Source organism: Actinoplanes sp. NPDC051405, from assembly GCF_055586185.1.
On sequence record NZ_JBVJIR010000014.1, the window covers coordinates 89,210 to 108,792 of the forward strand.

At 71.6% G+C, this 19,583-nt stretch carries 17 protein-coding genes; 7 read left to right on the plus strand and 10 right to left on the minus strand.

What is annotated here, in order from left to right; translation table 11 throughout:
- Positions 1–393: 393 nt before the first annotated feature.
- Positions 394–1,569 carry an ROK family transcriptional regulator gene (locus tag ACZ6S4_RS28145; RefSeq protein ID WP_465477768.1) on the minus strand — a complete coding sequence of 392 codons (1,176 nt, stop codon included), beginning with the start codon at positions 1,567–1,569 and terminating at the stop codon, positions 394–396.
- 231 nt (positions 1,570–1,800) lie between these two features.
- Between ACZ6S4_RS28145 and ACZ6S4_RS28150 the strand changes: the two genes are divergently transcribed.
- From ACZ6S4_RS28150 to ACZ6S4_RS28160, 3 genes are read left to right on the plus strand one after another with little or no spacing between them, the layout of a single operon-like run.
- Entirely contained in the window at positions 1,801–3,474 is a 1,674-nt protein-coding gene (locus tag ACZ6S4_RS28150; protein ID WP_465477769.1) for an extracellular solute-binding protein, read from the plus strand.
- Positions 3,471–4,499 (plus strand): ABC transporter permease, encoded by a 1,029-nt coding sequence (locus ACZ6S4_RS28155; protein WP_465477770.1) that lies wholly within the window; start codon positions 3,471–3,473, stop codon positions 4,497–4,499. Before ACZ6S4_RS28150 ends, ACZ6S4_RS28155 begins: the two co-directional genes overlap by 4 nt.
- On the plus strand, positions 4,496–5,419 hold the full coding sequence (locus ACZ6S4_RS28160) for a carbohydrate ABC transporter permease (protein WP_465477771.1): 924 nt from the start codon (positions 4,496–4,498) through the stop codon (positions 5,417–5,419). The genes ACZ6S4_RS28155 and ACZ6S4_RS28160 overlap by 4 nt, the downstream gene beginning before the upstream one ends.
- Here ACZ6S4_RS28160 and ACZ6S4_RS28165 read toward each other — a convergent pair.
- Positions 5,409–7,574: a glycosyl hydrolase family 95 catalytic domain-containing protein gene (locus ACZ6S4_RS28165; protein WP_465477772.1), complete on the minus strand. Its 2,166-nt coding sequence runs from the start codon at positions 7,572–7,574 to the stop codon at positions 5,409–5,411. The genes ACZ6S4_RS28160 and ACZ6S4_RS28165 overlap by 11 nt on opposite strands.
- Positions 7,575–7,622: 48 nt before the next feature.
- Between ACZ6S4_RS28165 and ACZ6S4_RS28170 the strand changes: the two genes are divergently transcribed.
- Positions 7,623–9,623 (plus strand): beta-galactosidase, encoded by a 2,001-nt coding sequence (locus tag ACZ6S4_RS28170; RefSeq protein WP_465477773.1) that lies wholly within the window; start codon positions 7,623–7,625, stop codon positions 9,621–9,623.
- 68 nt (positions 9,624–9,691) lie between these two features.
- Here ACZ6S4_RS28170 and ACZ6S4_RS28175 read toward each other — a convergent pair whose 3' ends face one another.
- Positions 9,692–10,393: a GH12 family glycosyl hydrolase domain-containing protein gene (locus ACZ6S4_RS28175; RefSeq protein WP_465477774.1), complete on the minus strand. Its 702-nt coding sequence runs from the start codon at positions 10,391–10,393 to the stop codon at positions 9,692–9,694.
- A gap of 178 nt (positions 10,394–10,571) precedes the next feature.
- Between ACZ6S4_RS28175 and ACZ6S4_RS28180 the strand changes: the two genes are divergently transcribed.
- Positions 10,572–11,690, plus strand: a complete 1,119-nt coding sequence (locus ACZ6S4_RS28180; RefSeq protein WP_465477775.1) for a glycoside hydrolase family 53 protein — start codon at positions 10,572–10,574, stop codon at positions 11,688–11,690.
- Positions 11,691–11,699: 9 nt separating this feature from the next.
- Here ACZ6S4_RS28180 and ACZ6S4_RS28185 read toward each other — a convergent pair whose 3' ends face one another.
- The 3 genes from ACZ6S4_RS28185 to ACZ6S4_RS28195 are packed head-to-tail and all read right to left on the minus strand — an operon-like array spanning position 11,700 to position 13,074.
- Positions 11,700–11,900: a DUF6186 family protein gene (locus ACZ6S4_RS28185; RefSeq protein WP_465477776.1), complete on the minus strand. Its 201-nt coding sequence runs from the start codon at positions 11,898–11,900 to the stop codon at positions 11,700–11,702.
- Positions 11,897–12,265 carry a hypothetical protein gene (locus ACZ6S4_RS28190; RefSeq protein WP_465477777.1) on the minus strand — a complete coding sequence of 123 codons (369 nt, stop codon included), beginning with the start codon at positions 12,263–12,265 and terminating at the stop codon, positions 11,897–11,899. Before ACZ6S4_RS28190 ends, ACZ6S4_RS28185 begins: the two co-directional genes overlap by 4 nt.
- Complete coding sequence (locus ACZ6S4_RS28195) at positions 12,262–13,074, minus strand: class I SAM-dependent methyltransferase (RefSeq protein ID WP_465477778.1); 813 nt, start codon at positions 13,072–13,074, stop codon at positions 12,262–12,264. The genes ACZ6S4_RS28190 and ACZ6S4_RS28195 overlap by 4 nt, the downstream gene beginning before the upstream one ends.
- Before the next feature lie 86 nt (positions 13,075–13,160).
- Here ACZ6S4_RS28195 and ACZ6S4_RS28200 point away from each other — a divergent pair, with 86 nt between their 5' ends.
- Entirely contained in the window at positions 13,161–13,754 is a 594-nt protein-coding gene (locus ACZ6S4_RS28200; RefSeq protein ID WP_465477779.1) for a DUF4760 domain-containing protein, read from the plus strand.
- On the opposite strand, the gene ACZ6S4_RS28205 is transcribed toward ACZ6S4_RS28200, so the two are convergent.
- The 3 genes from ACZ6S4_RS28205 to ACZ6S4_RS28215 are packed head-to-tail and all read right to left on the minus strand — an operon-like array spanning position 13,732 to position 16,524.
- Positions 13,732–14,283: a hypothetical protein gene (locus ACZ6S4_RS28205; RefSeq protein WP_465477780.1), complete on the minus strand. Its 552-nt coding sequence runs from the start codon at positions 14,281–14,283 to the stop codon at positions 13,732–13,734. The two genes, ACZ6S4_RS28200 and ACZ6S4_RS28205, sit on opposite strands and share 23 nt — an antisense overlap.
- A gap of 34 nt (positions 14,284–14,317) precedes the next feature.
- Positions 14,318–15,397: an epoxide hydrolase family protein gene (locus ACZ6S4_RS28210; protein WP_465477781.1), complete on the minus strand. Its 1,080-nt coding sequence runs from the start codon at positions 15,395–15,397 to the stop codon at positions 14,318–14,320.
- Complete coding sequence (locus ACZ6S4_RS28215) at positions 15,394–16,524, minus strand: epoxide hydrolase family protein (protein WP_465477782.1); 1,131 nt, start codon at positions 16,522–16,524, stop codon at positions 15,394–15,396. Before ACZ6S4_RS28215 ends, ACZ6S4_RS28210 begins: the two co-directional genes overlap by 4 nt.
- A gap of 89 nt (positions 16,525–16,613) precedes the next feature.
- Between ACZ6S4_RS28215 and ACZ6S4_RS28220 the strand changes: the two genes are divergently transcribed.
- The gene (locus ACZ6S4_RS28220) at positions 16,614–17,138 is read left to right on the plus strand and encodes a CGNR zinc finger domain-containing protein (protein ID WP_465477783.1); all 525 of its coding nucleotides are present in this window, start codon (positions 16,614–16,616) and stop codon (positions 17,136–17,138) included.
- 201 nt (positions 17,139–17,339) lie between these two features.
- Here the strand turns inward: ACZ6S4_RS28220 and ACZ6S4_RS28225 are convergent, their stop codons facing one another.
- Positions 17,340–19,550: a carbohydrate-binding protein gene (locus tag ACZ6S4_RS28225; RefSeq protein WP_465477784.1), complete on the minus strand. Its 2,211-nt coding sequence runs from the start codon at positions 19,548–19,550 to the stop codon at positions 17,340–17,342.
- Positions 19,551–19,583 lie beyond the last annotated feature (33 nt).

Sequence of the window (19,583 nt, forward strand, 5' to 3'; positions counted from 1 at the left end):
GGTCATGGCTGGGCCTCTTTTGCCATGCCCTCGTGGCCCTCGCCTGCGGGGCCGCGGCGCGGTGCGGCTGGTTGCCGCTCGGTGCAGTCGGTCATGGCTGGGCCTCTTTTGCCATGCCCTCGTGGCCCTCGCCTGCGGGGCCGCGGCGCGGTGCGGCTGGTTGCCGCTCGGTGCAGTCGGTCATGGCGGTAGTTCTCCTCGGCGTGGGATCGAGGCGGTGCCGGCCGGGCCGTGGCTGCGGCCCGACCGTCGAAGCGCTTCGATGAGGATCCGGAAAAGGCTCCGCCGGGACCAGGGATTACATCCGTGTTACGGCGGAGCCTTCTGAGGTTGGCACCAGGCATCGACGCCGGTCAAGAGGTACGGCGAGATCCGTCGATGCCCGGCGGCCGCTCACGCCGCCGGGGCCGGCAGCTTCCCCGCCTCGAGCCGGTCCAGCGCGAGCATCGCGCCGCCCAGCGCCGCCCCGTCCGGGTGCAGAGTGGACGCGGTGACCCGGCAGCCGATCTCACCCGGCGCGCGGGTCGCCAGCTCGGTCTCCACCGCCGGCAGCAGCCAGGGCGCGAGCGTGGCGAAGCTGCCGCCGAGCACCACGACCTGCGGGTCCAGCAGCTCGGCCAGCATCGCCACGCCGCGGCCGAGCAGCGTGCCGGTCTCGGTGAGGGCCTTGACGACGTGGGCGTCCCCGTTGCCGGCCAGCGCCGTGATCCGGTCCAGCTCCGGGGCGAAGTCGACGATCGGGCCGTCCTGCGCGGTGTCCGGCAGGGCGCGGCGGACCAGCGCCGGCAGTCCCGCGACGGCCTCCAGGCAACCCTGCCGCCCGCACCGGCAGACCGGGCCGGTGCAGTCGACCTGGAGATGACCGGCCTGCCCGGCGAAACCCCGCGAGCCCCGCAGCGGGCGGCCGTCGGCGACGATGCCGGCGCCGATCTCGACGCCGCCGATCACGGCCAGCAGATTGGGGGTGTCGGCGTCGGCACCGCCCCGATATTCCGCCAGGGCAGCCAGGTTGGCCGCGCTGTCGATGACCACCTCGAACTCGGGGTGGCGCAGGCCGCGTTCCAGGGCCGCGCCCAGGTCCAGCTCCGCGCGGCCGAGATGCGGCGCGAACCGGACCCCGCCGCCCGGCGCCACCATCCCGGGCGCGGCGACGGTCAGACCCAGCACCCTTCGCTCCTGGGCCGCCATCTTCGCCACCACCCGGCCGGCCAGCGCCGCGACGGCGGCCTCGGCCCGCCCGGGTGTGCCGTCCAGCCCGGGGTACGCCCGCCGCCACGTCAGCAGCCGCTCGCCGGTGAGGTCGACGGCGATCGCCACGAGGTGGTCGGCGGCCACCTCGATGCCGATGGCCGCGTACGGCCGGCTCTGCAGGGTCAGCATCGACGCCGGCCGGCCGATCCTGTTCTCGGTCAGGCCGGTCTCGCGCAGCAGGCGCCGTTCCAGCAGGTCGGTGACCAGGCTGGAGACGGTCGCCTTGTTGAGGCCCGTGGACGCGGCGATGTCCGCCCGCGAACAGGGCGCATGGGTCCGGACGAACCGCAGCACGACTGCCAGGTTCGTCGTTCTCACGTCGGACAAGTCCGCCGGCCGCGTCATGCCGTGCGTACTGATCACGTCAGTCCTGCCTCTCGCCGCCGGCCTTCCCCGGCCGGCCCGTTCATCATGCCGCACCGCCCCCGGCACCGGGTGCGGGCAGCTCTTGTGGGTCCATCGACGGTCGGCTAATTTGTTTGGCTACAAGCTAAACAAACTCTAGCGGGAGGCCGTCGCTCCCGTCGACCGTTTATCGAGGAGCACGTCGTGACACCACCCACGGGTCCCTCCGCCGACCGCCGGGGCTTCCTGAGCCTGCTCGGCCTCGGCGCCGTCGCCGTCGCGAGCGGGGGCACGCTGGCCGGCTGCGGTGACAAAGCCACCCGCGGTGGCGCCACGCAGAACCTGGACAAGCTCTCCGCCCTGATCCCGGAGCAGAAGGCGTTCCCCGGGATGCCCCAGGCCGACATCAAGGGCACCCGGCCGGTCCCGGACGGCTACACCAAGTACCCGGCCGAGCTGGTCGACGCCATCGCCGAGAAGCCCGGCACCGGGGGGCCGGCGATCCGGGCGATGGTCCCGGTGTGGGGGCCCGCGCCGCCGTCGGGCAAGAGCAACTCCTACCTGACCGCGATCAACGCCGAGCTCGGCGCGACCGTCGACTTCAGCGCCCAGGACGGCCTGGCGTACGCCGACAAGCTCGGCGCGATCCTGGGCGCCCGGGACGTGCCCGACCTGCTCTGCGTGCCCAACTGGGAGGTCGAGAAGCTCGCCCGGTTCAGTGACGCGGTCGGCGCGCTCTTCGAGGATCTGACGCCGTACCTGCAGGGCAGCGCGGTGCAGGCGTATCCCATGCTGGCCACCTTCCCGGCCGGGGCCTGGCGCGAGTCGTGCTGGAACGGGCGGCTGATGGCCGTGCCGAACCCGACCGACGGCCCGTTCCCGTGGGCTCTCTTCCAGCGCAAGGACCTGCTGGACAAGGCCGGGCTGACCGCGCCGAAGAGCATCGACGACCTGTTCGCCATCGGCAAGGAGGTGACCAACCCCGGCAAGGGCGTGTGGGCGTACTCCGACATCTTCGCCATGGTGCAGATGTTCCACAAAGCCCCGGGCACCGAGGACGGCTGGCGGCTCAAGGCCGACGGCACGCCCGAGTTCAAGTACGAGACGGCGGAGTTCCGGCAGGCCGCCGAGGTCATGGCCCGGCTCTACAAGGCCGGCTACGTGCACCCCGACATCGTGGCCAGCAAGGGCGCCGACGCCAAGCAGCTGCTGCAGAGCGGCAAGATCCTGTTCCACCAGGACGGCCCGGGCATGTGGCAGCCGATGCAGGCCGAGCAGCAGAAGATCACGCCGGGCTTCAACATCCAGCCGGTCCCGCTCTTCTCGGCCACCGGCGGCGACCCGCTGGCCTGGGGCGACGACGAGCCGATCTCGTACCTGTTCATCAAGAAGGGCCTCGGCAAAGCGCGGGTCGAGGAGCTGCTGCGCATCATCAACTGGTGCTCCGCCCCGTTCGGCACCAAGGAGTTCGACCTGCGCGAGTTCGGCGTCGCCGGCAAGCACCACACCCGCGACGCGGCCGGCCCGGTGAAGACCGAGCTGGGCTTCAAGGAGATCCAGAACCAGTACTTCTTCATCAGCGGCCGCAGCCCGGTGCTGCCGCCGTACCCGCAGACCCCGCAGTTCGTGCCCCAGGTGCTGGCCTACTCCAACGAGACGGTCAAGTACCTGGAGAAGGACCCGTGGGACGGCATCAAGTTCGAGATGCCGGCCAAGTTCAAGGCGGCCAACGTGCCCACCCAGGACAAGATCACCGACATCGTCCGGGGCCGGCGTCCGCTGAGCGACCTCGACACGGTGGTCAAGGAGTGGCGCGCGGCCGGTGGTGACGAGGCCCGCCAGATGCTCGCCACGGCACTGGCCGACGCCGGTAAATGAGCGCCGATCAGGCCAGCCGGCCGGCTCCCGCACTGCCACCGGAGCCGGCCGGGTCACCCCGGCCACCGCGCGACAGTCCGGCGGCCCGGCCGCGACGCTCACCACTGCGCGCCCGGCTGCGCCGCGACTGGCCCCTGCTGGCCATGGTCGCGCCGGGCGCCGTGGTCCTGCTGCTCTTCCACTACCTGCCCGTGCTGGGCAACATCGTGGCGTTCCAGGACTACAACCCGTACCTGGGTGACGATGCGCTGCAGGCGCTGACCTCGAGCCCGTTCGTCGGCCTGGACAACTTCCGGGATCTCTTCGCCGACCCGGCGTTCTGGGACGCGCTGTGGAACACGCTGTCCATCACCGCGTTCCAGCTGGTCTTCTTCTTCCCGCTGCCGATCGCCCTGGCGATCCTGCTCAACAGCATCCTGTCGCGGCGGCTGCGCGGCTTCGTGCAGACCGTCGTCTACCTGCCGCACTTCTTCAGCTGGGTGCTGGTGGTGACCTTCTTCGTGCAGATGCTCGGCGGCGCGGGGCTGCTGTCACAGGAGCTGCGCGACGCGGGCATCAACCCGCCGGAGATCATGTCCAACCCGGACACCTTCATCGTGCTGGTCACCGCCGAGGCGGTCTGGAAGGACCTGGGCTGGGGCACGATCGTCTTCCTGGCCGCGCTGGCCGCGGTCGACCCCAACCTGTACGAGGCGTCGGCCGTGGACGGGGCCGGCCGCTGGCGCCGGCTGTGGCACATCACCCTGCCCAGCCTGCGCCCGGTGATCGTGCTGCTGCTGATCCTGCGGCTGGGTGACGCCCTGTCGGTCGGCTTCGAACAGTTCATGCTGCAGCGCGACGCGGTCGGCCGGCAGGCCGCCGAGGTGCTGGACACGTTCGTCTACCACCAGTCCATCGCGACCGGCGACTACGGCTTCGGCGCCGCCGCCGGCCTGTTCAAGGCGATGGTCGGGCTGGTGCTGATCCTGGCCGCCAACAAGGTCGCTCACCTGCTCGGCGAACGGGGGGTGTACTCGCGATCATGACCGCGACCACGAATCTGCGCGCGTCGCGCCGCCGGCATCCCGAGCGGCCGGCCTGGGAGGAGGATCCCGGGATCGCCGGCCAGACCGCCAAGGGGGTGGTGCTGACGGCCGTCGTGCTGGCCGTGCTGGTGCCGCTGTGGGTGGTGCTGGTGACCAGCCTGTCGTCGCGGGAGACGATCAACGCCGCCGGTGGCCTGGTGGTGGTGCCGCGCGGGCTCGACCTCTCGGCGTACCGGATCATCTTCTCCGGTGGGCAGATCAGCAAGGCGCTGCTGATCAGCACTCTGGTCACCGTGGTCGGCACGGCGTTCAGCCTGGTCCTGACCGTGCTGGCCGCCTACGGCCTGTCCCGGCCCGGCTCGGTGCTGCACCGTGGCCTGCTCTTCTACTTCCTGCTGACCTTCCTGATCTATCCCGGCCTGGTGCCGAGCTATCTCGTGGTGACCGGGCTCGGTCTCAAGGACAGCCTGTGGTCGCTGATCCTGCCCAGCGCGGTCAGCGTGTTCAATCTCGTGGTGGTCCGGGCGTTCTTCCAGAACATCCCCAGTGAGCTGCTCGACAGCGCCCGGATCGACGGGGCGGGGGAGTTCCGCATCCTGCTCCGGATCGTGCTGCCGCTGTCGCGGGCGGTGGTCGCGGTGGTGGGCCTGTTCTACGCGGTCGGCTACTGGAACATCTGGTTCAACGCCCTGCTCTACATCGACGACAACGAGAAGTTTCCGATCCAGCGGATCCTGCAGAGCTACATCCTGGCCGGCCAGGCCCCGCAGACCTCGGGCGCGGTGGGGGTGGCCCTGCCACCCACCCTGGCGATCAAGATGGCCGTGGTGGTGGTGACGGTGGCCCCGATCGCCCTGGTCTATCCGTTCGTGCAGCGGCACTTCACCCGGGGCGTGATCGTCGGAGCGGTCAAGGGCTGAGGACGATCGGCACCGGCCGGCCGGCCGGCAGCGTCACCTTTCGGTACGCCGCCCCGGCCGCCGGTGCGCCCACCTCGATCCTGGCCTCGTGCCGGGCGCGGAGCACCGCCGCCACCCGGCCCGGTGCCCAGCTCAGCTCGAGGACGCGCACGGCGTCGCGGGCGGCCAGTCCGGTGACCCGGCCCCGCGGCCAGGCCCCGGGCAGCGCGGGCAGCAGATCCAGCCGGCCGTGCGCCGAGCGGACGAGCATCGCGGCGACGACGGCGGGCAGACCACCGGCGATGTCCACGTTGAACAGGGCGTCCCGGTTGTGGGTGGGCACCAGGTTGTCCCGCCAGTGACGGCTCGCCATCGTGACGACCGTGGCGTACGCCTCCTCGGCCAGCCCCAGCGCGGCCGCCGCCAGCCCGAGCTGCGCCAGCCCGTACCCCATCTCGTCGGACTCCGCGCCCGCCCACCAGGCCAGCCGGCTCCGCACGGTCGCCACCGCGGCCGCGCGCAGCGCCGGATCCCCGGTGATCAGCGGATCCGGCTCGTACCAGAGCGGCCACAGATGTGACGCGTGCCGGTGCGCGGGCTGATCGTCGAGCCCGTCGTGGCACCACTCGGCCAGCAACCCGTCCGCGACGCGATAGCCGGGCAGCGCCGCGAGCAGCGACCGCCACGCCGGCGCGGCCGGGTCGTCCGCGGCGTAGCGCAGCAGGTTGCCCAGCAGGTCGCGGACCACCGCGACGTCCATGGTGGCGTTGACGCAGGCCTGCGAGCCGGTCGAGGCCGGCGCGTTCTCCGGGGAGTACGACGGGCTGAACAGCGCCGTGCCGTCGCGCAGCTGCACGAAGTCGAGGTAGAAGTCGGCGGCCTCACGCAGGAACGGCAGCGCCCGGTCCCGCAGGAACACCCGGTCGCCGGTGTACCGCCAGTAGTCGACGTAGAGCCGGCTCATCCACGCCGCGCCCGCGGTCCAGAACGTCTGGCACCACACCGGGCCGAAATGGTTCTGCCGCCCGTGGCTGGACAGGTGCACCGGGGTCAGCAGGCCGCGGGCGCCGTACAGCCGGCGGGCGTTGTGGCGCAGGTCGTCGCGGTGGGCCTCGAGCAGGTCGAAGACCGGCAGCAGCAGCTCGGGGGTCGCGGTCGGCAGCAGCGCGGCGATCGCGGCGGGCAGGTTGCCGTCCAGCGTGTAGCCGCTGGACCAGGGTGGCGTCCAACTGCCGCTCCACACACCCTGCAGCGTCGGTGGCAGATCGCCGGCGCTGCTGACCACGGCGTACCGGCCGGCCTCGAACAGCCGCTCCACCAGGGCCGGACCCACCGGCTGGGCCAGCAGCCGGGCGGCGGGGGCGGCCCGGTCGGCCGGATCCGCGGCCAGATCCAGGTGTACGCGACCCATCAGCTCGCCGTGCACGGCCCGGTGAGCGTCGAGCAACGTGTCGAAGTCTCCGAGTACGTCCGGGTCGGGCTCGCCCGGCAGCAACGTCCGGATGACCAGGGTGGCGTCCGAGCGCACCACCGAGCCGTCGACGTCACCCGCCAACGCCCGGCAGCGCACCCGGTAGCCGGTCAGTGCGCCGGGCCACGTCGCGTCGAACTCGGCCGTCAGCAGGATGCCGTCCGCGCCGGAGTCGGTGCGAGCCCGGACCGGGCGTGGTGGCATGCCGTCGATCAGGCCCAGCGCCAGGCTGCCGGAGAAGCCCCCGGTCGCCGACAGCCGGACCACGATCGCGTCCGCCGGGCGCGAGGCGAAGATCTCCACCCGCGTCTCGCCGAGCTCGTCCCGCCATCGCAGGACGACCAGGCCGGTGACCGGATCGACGCTGCGCTCGAGATCCGCGGCCGGGCGGCGGGGGCGCACGGTGAGCGTCGCGGCGCCGACCAGGGGATCGATCCAGACCGTCTCCGCGTACGCGGGTTCGCCGGCCGCCGCGCGCTCGCACACCTCCTGAGCCGCCCGCGCGTACTGTCCCTGATCGAGCAGGTCCCGCAGCCGCGGCAGGATCGTCGCGGTGTCCGGCGCCGGCAGGGGCGCCCGCAGCGGCAGGAACAGCCGTTCGTGCGAGACGGTCAGCCGGATTCCGGCCGGGGTGCCCCAGCAGAGCGCGCCCTGCCGCCCGTTGCCGGTCACCAGCGCGTGCTCCCAATTGACAGCGTCCTGCACCGGCCCTAGTTTGGCGGGAATCCCAACAAACGACAAGCGGGGAGCGGCATGCCCGGGCTGCTGTACGGCGGGGACTACAACCCCGAGCAATGGCCGGCAGGCGTGCAGGCGGAGGACGCCGAGCTGATGCGCCGGGCCCGGGTGACCACCGCGACTGTGGGCGTCTTCGCCTGGTCGAAACTGGAGCCGGCCCCGGGCCGCTACGACTTCGGCTGGCTCGACGAGGTGCTCGACCGCCTGGCCGCCCACGGCGTCGGCGTGGCCCTGGCCACCCCCACCGCGTCCCCGCCACCGTGGTTCAGTCTCGCCCACCCCGAGGCGCTGCCGGTCAACGCCGACGGTGTGCGGCTCAGCCACGGCAGCCGCGACACGTACTGCGCGAGCGCACCGGCGTACCGCACGGCCGCCCGCCGCATCGCCGCCGCGCTGGGCGAGCACTACCGGGGCCACCCCGCGCTGGCGATGTGGCACGTGCACAACGAGTACGGCACCACCTGCCACTGCGACCTGACCGCCGCGGCGTTCCGGGCCTGGCTACGGCAGCGCTACGAAGGTCTGGACCAGCTCAACGACGCCTGGACCACGGCGTTCTGGGGCCAGCACTACACCGACTGGGCGCAGATCCGGCCGCCGCGGCGCACCCAGTACCTGCCCAACCCGGCCCAGGTGCTGGACTTCCGCCGCTTCACCTCCGACGAGCTGCTGGCCGCGTACACCGAGCAACGCGACGTGCTGCGCGCCGCCACGCCCGGCGTGCCGGTGACGACGAACTTCGTGCTCGGCGGATGGGTGCCGGTCGACCACGCCCGCTGGGCCCGCGAGGTGGACCTGGTCGCCATCGACCACTACCCGTCGGAGCCGGGGATGGCCGCGGAGGAACAGGCGGCGTTCGCGGCCGACCTGGCCCGCGGCTGGGCCCGGCAGAGCGCGGGCAGCCCGCACTGGCTGCTGATGGAGACAGCGCCGAACCTGATCTACACCGCCGACCGGATGCACACCAAGGAACCCGGGCGGATGGCCCGGCAGAGCCTGGCCGCCGTGGCCCGCGGATCGCAGGGTGCGCTGTTCTTCCAGTGGCGGGCGCCGCGCGGTGGGGCGGAGCTGTTCCATTCCGCGCTGGTGCCGCACGCGGGCCCGGACAGCCGGGTGTACCGCGAGGCGGTCGCGCTGGGCGAGGCCCTGGACCGGATCGGCGAGACGGCCGAGGGAGTGGTGGAGGCGCGAGTCGCGATCGGGTACGACGAACCCTCCGCGTGGGCGCTGCAGGGAGCGGGGTTGCCGTCCAACCGGCTGGACCACGCCGAGGAGGCGCAGCGGGCGCACCGGGCTCTGTGGCGGCGGGGGATTGTCTGCGACGTGATCGGTGTGCTGGAGCGGCTGCCGGCGTACCGGATGCTGGTCCTGCCCGGGCACTACCTGATGACCGACGGCCAGGCCGCTGAGCTGCGGGCCTGGGTCGAGGCCGGTGGGCATCTCGTGGTCACTCACCTGACCGGGATCGCCGATGAGCATGCCCGGGTACGGACCGGCGGCTATCCGGGGGCGTTGCGGGAGCTGCTCGGGATCCGGGTGGAGGAGTTCCATCCGCTCGGCCCGGACGACCGCGTCGCGCTCACCCCGGCGACCGCCGGCGACCTGTGGCCGGCGGCGAGCGGGGACCTGTGGAGTGAGACCGTGCACCTTGTCGGGGCGCACGCCCTCCTCGGGTATGCGGGTGGTGTCCTCGACGCCCTGCCCGCCGTCACGCGGCACGCGGCCGGGGACGGCATGGCGTACTACGTGTCCACCCGCCTCGATCCGGAGGCTTACGGGTACCTGCTGGCCACGGTGGCCGCGTCGGCGGGCGCCGGGCCCGAGCGGTCCGGCCTGCCGTCCGGGCTGGAGGCGGTGCGCCGGCAGACCGGTGACCAGTCATGGTTGTTCCTGCTGAATCACACCGGCGACGAGCACGAGGTGCCCGCCACCGGCGTCGATCTGCTGACCGGCAAAGCCGTGACCGGCGCGATCCGGCTGCCGGCCGGCGGGGCCGCGGTCATCCGCCAGGCCTGACCCGGGGCCGGGCCCCCGGTCCGCCGGCCGATCGCGCCGGGATCGCCGTCCGGCCGCGGCCGACGCCGCTAGCCGGTGACCGAGAAGGAGTTGGTGACGAAGTCCTTGCCGCCGGCCGCCGACGTGATCTCGTAGCCGAGCTGCACGTTGCCGATCGTCACGTCGCCGAACCAGCCGCGCGCCCGGATCCACTGGGCGATCGCCCGGATGTCCACCGTGCCTGCGTTGGTGTTGCTGGTCCGCACGAACGAGTAGACCTGGTTCGCCCCGTTCGAGCCGCGGTAGATGGCCCACGTGTGGCCGCCGACCGACGTGGTGGTCTGCAGGCTGCCCAGCGGGCCGACCGCGCCGTACTTGTTCATCCACAGCATGATCTCGTGCGCGTTGTCGGACGACCAGATGTCGTACGCCGTGGTGAACGCGACGCCGCTGGTCGGCACGGTGACGTTGAAGCTGCTGGTGGTCGTGCCCAGCGCGCTGACCCGCTTGCCGAGGTAGCGGGTGGCGTTCGGGTACGACTTGATGCCGCCGGTGTTGGGGTGGTCGGCCCACACGCCCCAGTTCGAGGCGGAGTTGGCCCAGATCGTCTGCGGGCCGTAGCCGGATCCCCAGACGTTGTTGTAGAGCGTGTAGCCGTTGCTCGACCAGGTGCCCCACCGGTCCGTCGACGACCACACGGCCGCCTGGGCCGGCGCCGCGACCACGGTGGCGGCCGCGGTCAGCAGCCCGGCGACGAGCACTCCGGTGAGCAGGCGCAGCGTACGTCTCATGATCACTCCCTCATTAGTATGGAGTCACAACTAACTAGAACGATACATGTCGACTAAACAGCGGACCTTGGCTGTGAGCGCTCCCAAACCCTCCGGCAACGTGTTTACAACATGCTCGTAACCGGATTACTGTGAGCGCTCCCAGCATTGAACGGCATCGATCGACAGGCGGTCGCGCATGTTCCTCCGTGAAGTCCGGAAGCGGATCGGCGTCCTCGGCGCCTTGTTCGCTGTCGCCCTGCCCGCCGCGGCCCTGGGCGCGCCCGCCGAGGCGCAGGCCGCGACGCTGTCGATGCGCGGCGCCGACGTCTCCACCCTGCAACGAGCCGTGGACCTGGGCGCGAAGTACTACACGGCGGCCGGCGCGGAGGCCGACCCGCTCGACATCCTCAAGGGCGCGGGCGTCAACTACGTCCGGCTGCGGGTGTGGAACAACCCGGCCAGCGGCTACAACAACGCCGCCAAGGTGCTGGCGTACGCGCGGACGGTCAAGGCCAAGGGTTTCAAGCTGCTGGTCGACTTCCACTACTCCGACACCTGGGCCGATCCCGGCGTGCAGACCAAGCCGGCGGCCTGGTCGAGCCACGGCATCAGCACGCTGACCAAGGACGTCTACGACTACACGTACGGGCTGTGCACCAGTCTCAAGGCGCAGGGCACCACCCCGGACAGTGTGCAGATCGGCAACGAGATCAACGTCGGCATGCTGTGGAACGACGGCAAGGTGGTCCACAACGACTTCACCAACCTGAGCCTGCTGCTGAAGGCGGGCTACAACGCGACCAAGGCCTGCAACTCCTCGACGCAGGTGATCATCCACACCGCCAACTCCGACAGTGACGCGCACGCCCGCTGGTTCTACGACGGCATCAGGGCCAAGGGCGTCGCCTGGGACATCACGGCCCTGTCGTACTACTGCAACTGGCACGGCACGATGGCCAACATGACCAGCGTCATCGCCGACATGATCTCCCGGTACGGCAAGCCGACGATCCTGGCCGAGACGGCAGCCCCGTTCACGACCAGCAACGCCGACAGCACGGGCAACAGCATCACCACCGCCTGCGCGGGCTACCCGGCGACCTGGGCCGGGCAGGCGGCGGCGTTCACCGCGGTGCAGAACGCGGCCAAGGCGGGCGGCGCGATCGGTGTCTTCTACTGGGAGCCGACGTGGACGGCGGTGCCCGGCAACGGCTGGAACCCGGCGAACATCGCGACCTCCGGTGACGGCTGGGACAACATGGCCGTCTTCAACTGGACCAACGTCTTCAACGGCTCCGTGAAGTGGATCAGCTGACCGGTCGCACTACCGGGCCAGGAAGTGCCACCCGAGCCAGAGCCAGGCCCCGAACACCACGACCCGTCCGCCGCGTGACCGCATCGCCGCGGTCAGCGCGGCGGACAACGGCCGTACGCCGGAATCCGGCCGCCGCGCAGCCAGCTCGATCGCGACGGCCACCGCCAGCAAGGCGGCGAAGCCGACGATGACGGCGGCGCGCGGCGTCACCGGTTCACCAGCCATACGCCGGAGCCCACCCACAGGCTGTAGCCGAGCACCCGGCCGGGATACGTGCTCAGCACCGGATCGGCCAGCGTGCTCAGCGTGGGATGCGCGAGGTCGTCCGGCCCCAGCCACAGGCCCAGCTCCAAGGCCACGCCCAGCGCCAGCAGGCCCAGCCACACGGCCGCCGAGCGCGCCCCGACCGGCGTCGCCGGCCGCGGCCGGCGACGCACTCCGAGCCAGCACAGCGGTGCGCCGGCCGCCAGCACGGCGACCAGGGCAGGACCGGTCAGGGGACGGCACGCCGCCGCGAGCAGCGCGTACGCCACCACCAGGCCGACGACCGCCGCCCGCCGGCGCCGTGCGTTCAATGGGCGCGCTGCCCGGCGCGCAGGGCGGTCAGGTACCGGCGTGACACCCGGTCGCCCATGTCCGTGCGGATGCGGTCGGCGATGGCGTCGAGCAACGGTTCGCGGATCTGCGGGTCGAGCTTGCGGTACAGCGACGTCGACCGCAGGAGGTCGGCGAATCCCTTGCCGTCGAACCACTGCACGGTCGGCCACCACCGCACGATCGGTGCATCGAACAGGGCTCCGGGTCCCTCGACCGCACCCCACCCCGTGTCGGTGGCACGCACCTCGTCTTCCAGCGGCGGGTGACCCCAGCCCGGGTTGCCGGGGGAGAACCGCTCGTGCAGATCGGCGGTCCCGGCGTACACCTCGGGCTCTCCCGGCCGGCGGACGACCACGTGGCCGAGCAGCGCCATCCACCCGCCCGGGCGCAGCAGGTCGTACGCCCGCGGCCAGCCGATCGACGGGTCCACCCAGTGCCACGACGTCGCCGCGACGAGGGCGTCGAAGCGCTGATCACGGGCGTCCCACTGCTCGAACGAGGACGTCAGCACCTCGACGTTGCTGAAGGCGGCGAGCCGTCGCCGGGCGATGGCGGCCAGCTCCGCGCCCGGTTCCACGGCGGTCACCGAGCATCCGAGCCCGGCCAGCGAGCGGGTCGCCTGCCCCGTGCCGCAGCCGACCTCGAGCACCGGGGACCCGGCGTGGATGCCGGTGAGGGCGGCCAGGTCCGCGAACAGCTCGTCGGGATACCCCGGCCGGACCCGGTCGTAGAGGTCGGGCACGTCGTTGAACACCCGGCCGAGGCGCCGGCGATCCGCGTCTGTCATCCCTCCATCCTGACGGATGCCGGGTTGCCTGCTGTCAGTAGTCTCGGTGTCATGGCTGAGCCACATCGGACGATGGAGGTCCCGGTTTGAACGCGGGTCTGGCCGTCAATCTCCTCGCCGTGCTGATCTCCGTATCCGCCATTGCCGCCTCCAGCCTGTTCGCCCTGCGCCAGCTGCGGTCGATGCGCCGGTCGGACGACACGCTGGTGGCGATCGAGCTGCTCACCCGCGAGTGCCGGACCACCGAATTCCTGCAGAGCGAGGACTACGTTCTGCACGAACTGCCGAAGACGCCGCCCGACGGCGGGATCGGCGCACTGCCCGCCGAGGCCCGGCAGCACGTCAGCCGGGTCGGCCTCTACTACAGCAGCCTGGGTTTCCTCGCCGTCTTCGGTGGACTCCAGGAGAAGATGGTCGTCAGCCTGATGCCGTGGCGGGTGCGCCGGGCATGGTTCGCGCTGGAGCCGTACATCGTGGCCGAGCGGGCGGTCCGCTCACCCACCCACTTCTCCTTCTTCGAGCATCTGGTCGTCATGGTCGCCGAGGCCGACCTGGCCGAGATCCACCGGAGCCTGCAGCTCCGCAAGATCGGGCCCAGGTCGGCCGAGTTCAAGCAGGCGATCCAGCCGCGGCCGGAACCGGCGAGCGCACCGCAGGTCAGCCGCCCTCGTACTTCTTGATGTCCTGGCGGAACGCGGTGCGCTGGCACTCCTGCTCGTCGTCGTAGGCCTTGTTGGCGCTGGTGTTGTCGCCGTACATCAGAGCCACCGGGTCGCCGCCGACGGTGACCTCGTGTCCCTTCTTCTTCAGGCACTTCGCCGTGTCGCGCAGCCGGTCGGTGTACTCCGGATTGGTGCGCGCCTCGCGTTCCATCCAGTTCTCCGGGTACAGGTGCTCGCACTCGGCGGTCGCCGCCTTGTGCTCGGCGATCGCCGGCTTGCTGCCCTTCGGCACGCGGGGCACGCCGTGGCTGAAGAGGCACTCCTGCCAGACCGCCACGTACCGTTCGAACTCCTCCTTGCCCTCGTCGGGGCGGACCACCGGCCGCTCCCGGACGGCCGTCGACGGGGGAGCGGCCGACGCGGGATCGGCGGTCCGCAGCGTGGCGATGTCGGGGCGTTTCTCGTCGGTCGCGGGTCCGCCACAGCCGGCCAGCGCGGCCACCGTCAGCACGGATCCGGCAACAGCGTGGAAGATCGTTGTACGCATGCGCCGACTCTCGACCACAACTGTGTGGATCCTGTCAGGTGGCGGCGAGCCGGGCGGCGTCGTGGATGCCGGCCGCGTAACGGTCCGGGTGCTCCCAGGCGGCGAAATGACCGCCGTGGGCCTCCTCGCGCCATCCGCGGACGTCGAAGAACCGCTCGGCGAACTCACGGGGCGCGTTCACCAGATCCCGCGGGAAGACAGTGAACACCGCCGGCGGCGTGATGCGGGCCGGCTTGGGTCCGGCCGCCACGTACGGCGTGAAGGACGTCCCGATGGCCCCGCTCACCCAGTACGCCGTGACCCAGGTCAGCAGCTCGTCACGGGTGAAGACGGACTCCACGTCGCCGTCGCAGTCGGTCCAGGTGCGCAGCTTCTCCACCAGCCACGCCGCGAGCCCCGCCGGGGAATCGCCCAGCGCGGCGGCCAGCGTGTGCGGCTTGGTGGACTGCTCGTGCATGTAGCCACCCTCGCGGGCCTGCCAGTCGCGGCCGCGCTCGACGTGGTCCCGCTCGGTCTTCGACAGGTCGGTGGGCAGCTCGGCCAGGAAGTGGTGCTGCGAGACGTCGGTGAGGTGCAGCGCCGCGACCCGCTCGGGAAAACGGGCGGCCAGCGCCTCGGCCACGTCGCAGCCGACGTCACCGGCCGAGACCACGTACCGGTCGTAACCCAGCGCGGCCATCGTCTCGGCGACCGGGCCGGCCATGTCGCCGGCCGACATGCCGTGCCCGGCGACCGGCGTGGCGAACGGGTAGCCGGGCAGGGCGGGCGTGACCACGTGGAAGTCGGTGAGCAGGGGTAGGAGGCGCTCGAAGCGCAGGACCGAGTCGGGCCAGCCGTGCAGCAGAAGCACAGCGGTGGCGTCGGCGCGTTCGGAGCGCTGGTGGATCGCCCGGGTGGCGGGCGTCAGCGTCCAGGGCAGCTGCCGGATCCTCTCCTCGTGGAGGCGCCAGTCGTACGAGTGCGCCCAGTAGTCCACGAGGTCGGCCAGGTAGTCCGGGTCGGCGCCGCGCTGCCATCCCCAGCCCCCGGGCAGCGGCACCCGCCGGTACGCCCGCAGCCGGGCCTCGAGGTCGTCGATGACCTCCTGTCTGGTGGTCTCGGGTGCAGAGTTCATCGTGACCCTCCGGTGAGCGGGCGGAAGAAGGCGGTCAGGTCGTCGGCCAGCAGCCCGGGCTCCTCGTGCGGGGCGAAGTGGCCGCCGCGGGGCATGACCGTGTACCGGGTGAGGTGGTAGGCGCGCTCGACCCAGCTGCGGGGTGGCCGGGCGCCGATCTCGGCGGGGAACAGCGCCACCGCGGTCGGGACCTCAACGGGCCCGCGGTCCGGCAGCAGCCCGCGGTCACCGGCGTAGTACGGCCGGAACGAGGTGGAGATCGAGTTGGTGAACCAGTACAGCGAGGCCTGGGTGAGCAGGAAGTCGTCGCTGAACCGGTGGGACACGTCGCCGCCGCAGTCGCTCCACGCCCGGTACTTCTCCAGGATCCAGGCGAGCAGGCCCGACGGCGAGTCGGACAGGCCCTGCGCGAGGGTCAGCGGGCGGGTGCGCTGCTGGTGGGAGTAGCCGCCCTCGGTGACGTGCCAGGCGGCCTTCGCGTCCAGGTAGGCGCGTTCCTCGTCGGTCAGGCCGGCCGGGTCGTAGGTGGGCGGGTCGCCGATGGTGAGCACGTGGATGCCGGCCACCGCCTCGGGATGGGTCTGCCCGAGCCGGACGGTGACGCCCGCGCCGAGATCCTCGCCGTGCGCGCCGTAGCTATGGAAGCCCAGCTCGTCGTGCATCAGCCGGTGCCAGATCTCATGCGTCGGCAGCACGTCGTCGGGGAAGGCCGGGCGTTGCGGTGACAGCCCGAAGCCGGGCAGGGACGGGACGATGACCGTGAACGCGTCGTCGGGGCTGCCGCCGTACCGGGAGGGCGTGGACAGTCGCTCGGCCAGGCCGGTCAGTTCCAGGAAGGAGCTGGGCCAGCCGTTGGTCAGCACGAGCGGCAGGGCCCCTTCGCGCTCGGCGTCGTAGCGCAGGTAGTGGACCGGGGTGCCGTCGATGTCGGCGTACCGGGACGGCAGCGCGTTGATGGCCGCCTCGTGCTTGCGCCAGTCATAGCCCGAGGCCCAGTAGTCGACCAGCCGGCGCAGCTCCTGGCCGTCGGTGCCGGCTTCCCAGGCGCCGACCGGCCACGGGGTGGCCCATCGGGTCCGGCGCAGCCGGTCACGCAGGTCTTCGAGTTCGGCGTCGGGGACGTTCATGGTTTTCTCCTCACATCGTCTCGACACCGTTGAACGCTAATACCGGTGTCGCATGTCCGTCAACACCGGTAATCGGTTAAGGTGGTGTCGTGGCCACGTTGCAGCTGATCGAGGAGTTCCTGAACACGGTCGACGAGCGGACTTTCAGCCGGCACGGGGAGAGTCACGTCGCCGGCGAGCACCTGACCTCTCCGGAGGCGCTGTCCGAGTGGCTGGCAGCTCACGAGCTGCCGGGCGCGGGGGCCGAGCCGCAGCCGGCCGACCTGGCCGCCACCGTCGCGCTGCGCACGGCCCTGCGGCAGGTGCTCCTCGGTGCGGCCGACAGTGTTACGGCCCTGGCCGGCTATCAGTTGCATCTCGCTGCGGATGCGTCGGGCGGACTGCGGATCGCCGCCGGGTCCGGCCGGCCGTGGCTGGACGTCATCCTCGAGACGGTGGCGCAGAGCGCCGCCCGCGGCGAGTGGCAACGGGTCAAGCTGTGCGTGGCGCCGGACTGCCACTGGGCGTTCTACGACACCTCGCGCAGCGGCCGCGGGCGCTGGTGTTCCATGGAGGTCTGCGGCAACCGCCACAAGACCCGCACCTACCGCGAGCGCCACCGGCAGGCCGGATGACGCTCGCGGTCGGTGGCGTCAGAGGTACGGGGTCTGCGTCAGCAGGTAAGCCTTGAAGCCCTCACCGACCCCGGGCTCCGGGGTGCCGGCCCAGTCCTTGATGAGCACGGCGCCGCCGGTGCAACCCCACGGGTTCCAGGTCCAGGCCAGGTAGCCCGGACCGTGCGCGTCGGCCCTGGAGGAGGGGCCGGGATCAGGCGGTCACGCCGTGAGGCGCAGGTAGTCCAGGTTGAAGCCGCCGGTCTCGCAGTACAGCGTCACCAGCTGGTCGCCCGCGGCCAGGTCGACCGGCACGTGCACCGACTGGTACGCCGCCCAGCCGCCCGTGTCCGGCACCGACACCTTGGCCAGCACCGTCCCGGCCGCGTCACGCAGGGACACCGCGTCGGGCGCCACCGCACCGGTGCCGTTGGCCACCCGCAGCTCCAGGTCGTAGCGGCCGGCCTGCGCCACGTCCACCCGGTAGGTGAGCCAGTTGCCGGGTGCCGTCCAGCCGATGTTCTTCCCGCCGCTGGCCGCCGGGTTGTTCTCGACGAACGACGCACCGCCTTCGACCCAGCCGTGCTGCGAGGTGTAGGACTCCGCCTCGACCCGGGCGCCGACCGGAGCGCCGTGCGGGCGTACGGTCACGTGCACGGTGACCTTGTCGGAGGCCGCGCCGTCGGTGACGGAGAACGTCAGGTCCTGCTCGCCGGCCACCGTCGGTTGCAGGGTCACCAGCCCGGTGCTCGCGTCCACGGTGACGCCGTCGGGCAGGTCGGTCGCGTAGTAGCCGAGCCGGTCGCGGTCCCGGTCACTGGCCGAGAGCTGGATCCGCGTGGTGCCGTACTGGTCGGCGACCACGGCGGGGAGCTCGCGCAGCACCGGCGCGTGGTTGCGGTGCGAGGACGGGACGTGGCCCGTCCAGCGGTACGTCGCGTACGAGTTCGCCGGCACGGTGGCGGTGAACGACTCGCCGCCGAGCACGACACGTACGGTGCGGTCGGCTGCCGTGCTGTTGCCCAGGACCGCCACGAAGCCGTCACCACGGTCGCGGAAGACCACATTGCTGACGCCGCCGGCGGTGGCGCCGGACTCGACCCGGACGTGCTGCGGGCCGAGGTAGCGGGCGAACTGGCCGAGCGCGTAGAGCTCGTCGCGCACGGTGAACGTACGGGCCGTGGTGTCCACCTTGACCAGCCGGTTCGGCCACTTGGTGGTGCGGCCGACCTCGTCCCAGTCGATGTTGTTGTCACGCGACGGCGTCCAGTGCAACGTCCCGCCGTCCTGATCGGTCGTCTGCGCCCACAACACGTACGACGAGGCGTCCAGTCGCAGGTAGCTCAGCACAGTGGCGGGGGACAGGTCGCTGGTCTCGGTCATGTGCACCGGCTTGCCGGTCTGCTCGTACGCGTCCCGCATCACCGCCGGATCACCCCAGTACGGGTGGAACGCGATGGCGTCACTGGCCGCCCGTACCCGGGGGTCGTCGAAAACGCGGTGGTAGTTCTTGGTCTCCGTGCTGTTCGGGTCCTTCCAGTCCCAGAAGTTGAAGTCGTGCACGTACAGCTCGGTGCGCAGCCGGTGCGCGGCCAGCTCGCGCTTGATGGCCAGGGCGAGCCGCTGCTGCTGGGCGATGCTGATGTCCATCGCCGGGTAGACCACGTCGATGCCGGGCTCGTTGAGCAGCGTCAGCGCGTCGATGCGGATGCCGTGCCGCGCGTACGCCTGCAGGTACTTCACGTAGTAGCGCGCGAAGACGTCGATCGCGTCATCGCGCAGCTTGCCGACCTGGTAGTACTCGGTGGTGCTGCCCGGCTTGAGTGCGACCTCGCCGGTGAAGCGGTTGTTGGTCTTCATCCACGCCGGTGCGCTCCACGCGGAGGCGAAGAAGGTAGCCTTCGGGTTGTAGCGCTGGATCAGCTTGACGGTGTCGATGATGTGCGCGTCGACGTCGCGCTTGATCGAGAAGTACTTGAGGTCGAAGTCCTCGCTGACCCCGGCGGGCAGCTCGTCGTAGGACCAGAAGGGCAGGTGCTCGATGAGGTCCGGGCTGCCGATGGTGAGCCGGAACCGGTCCAGGCCCGCGCCGGTCCGGGGATCGACCAGCAGGCGTACGGCCCGCTCGCGTTCGGCCGGGGTCAGCTTCCACAGGTTGGAGACGCTCGTCTCGTCCAGGGAGAAGCCGACCCCGGTGTAGTGCTGCCGCGCCCGGCTGGGGTCGATCACGACGGTCGCGTCGGTGGCCCCGCCGCGGTCGGGTCCGGTGCGGACACTGGGCAACGCCTGCCAGGCGTGGGCCCCGCCGGCCGAGTAGGTGCCGGTCACGACACTGCCGCGCACGGGCCGGCCGGCCGCGGCGGGCAGACCGGCGGCGAGCACGGTGCCCGCTGTCGCCACGACGGCGAGCGCCGCGCTGATGGAACGCCTCACGAGGCCTCCTGGGGATTGGGGGGAGGGCTTTTA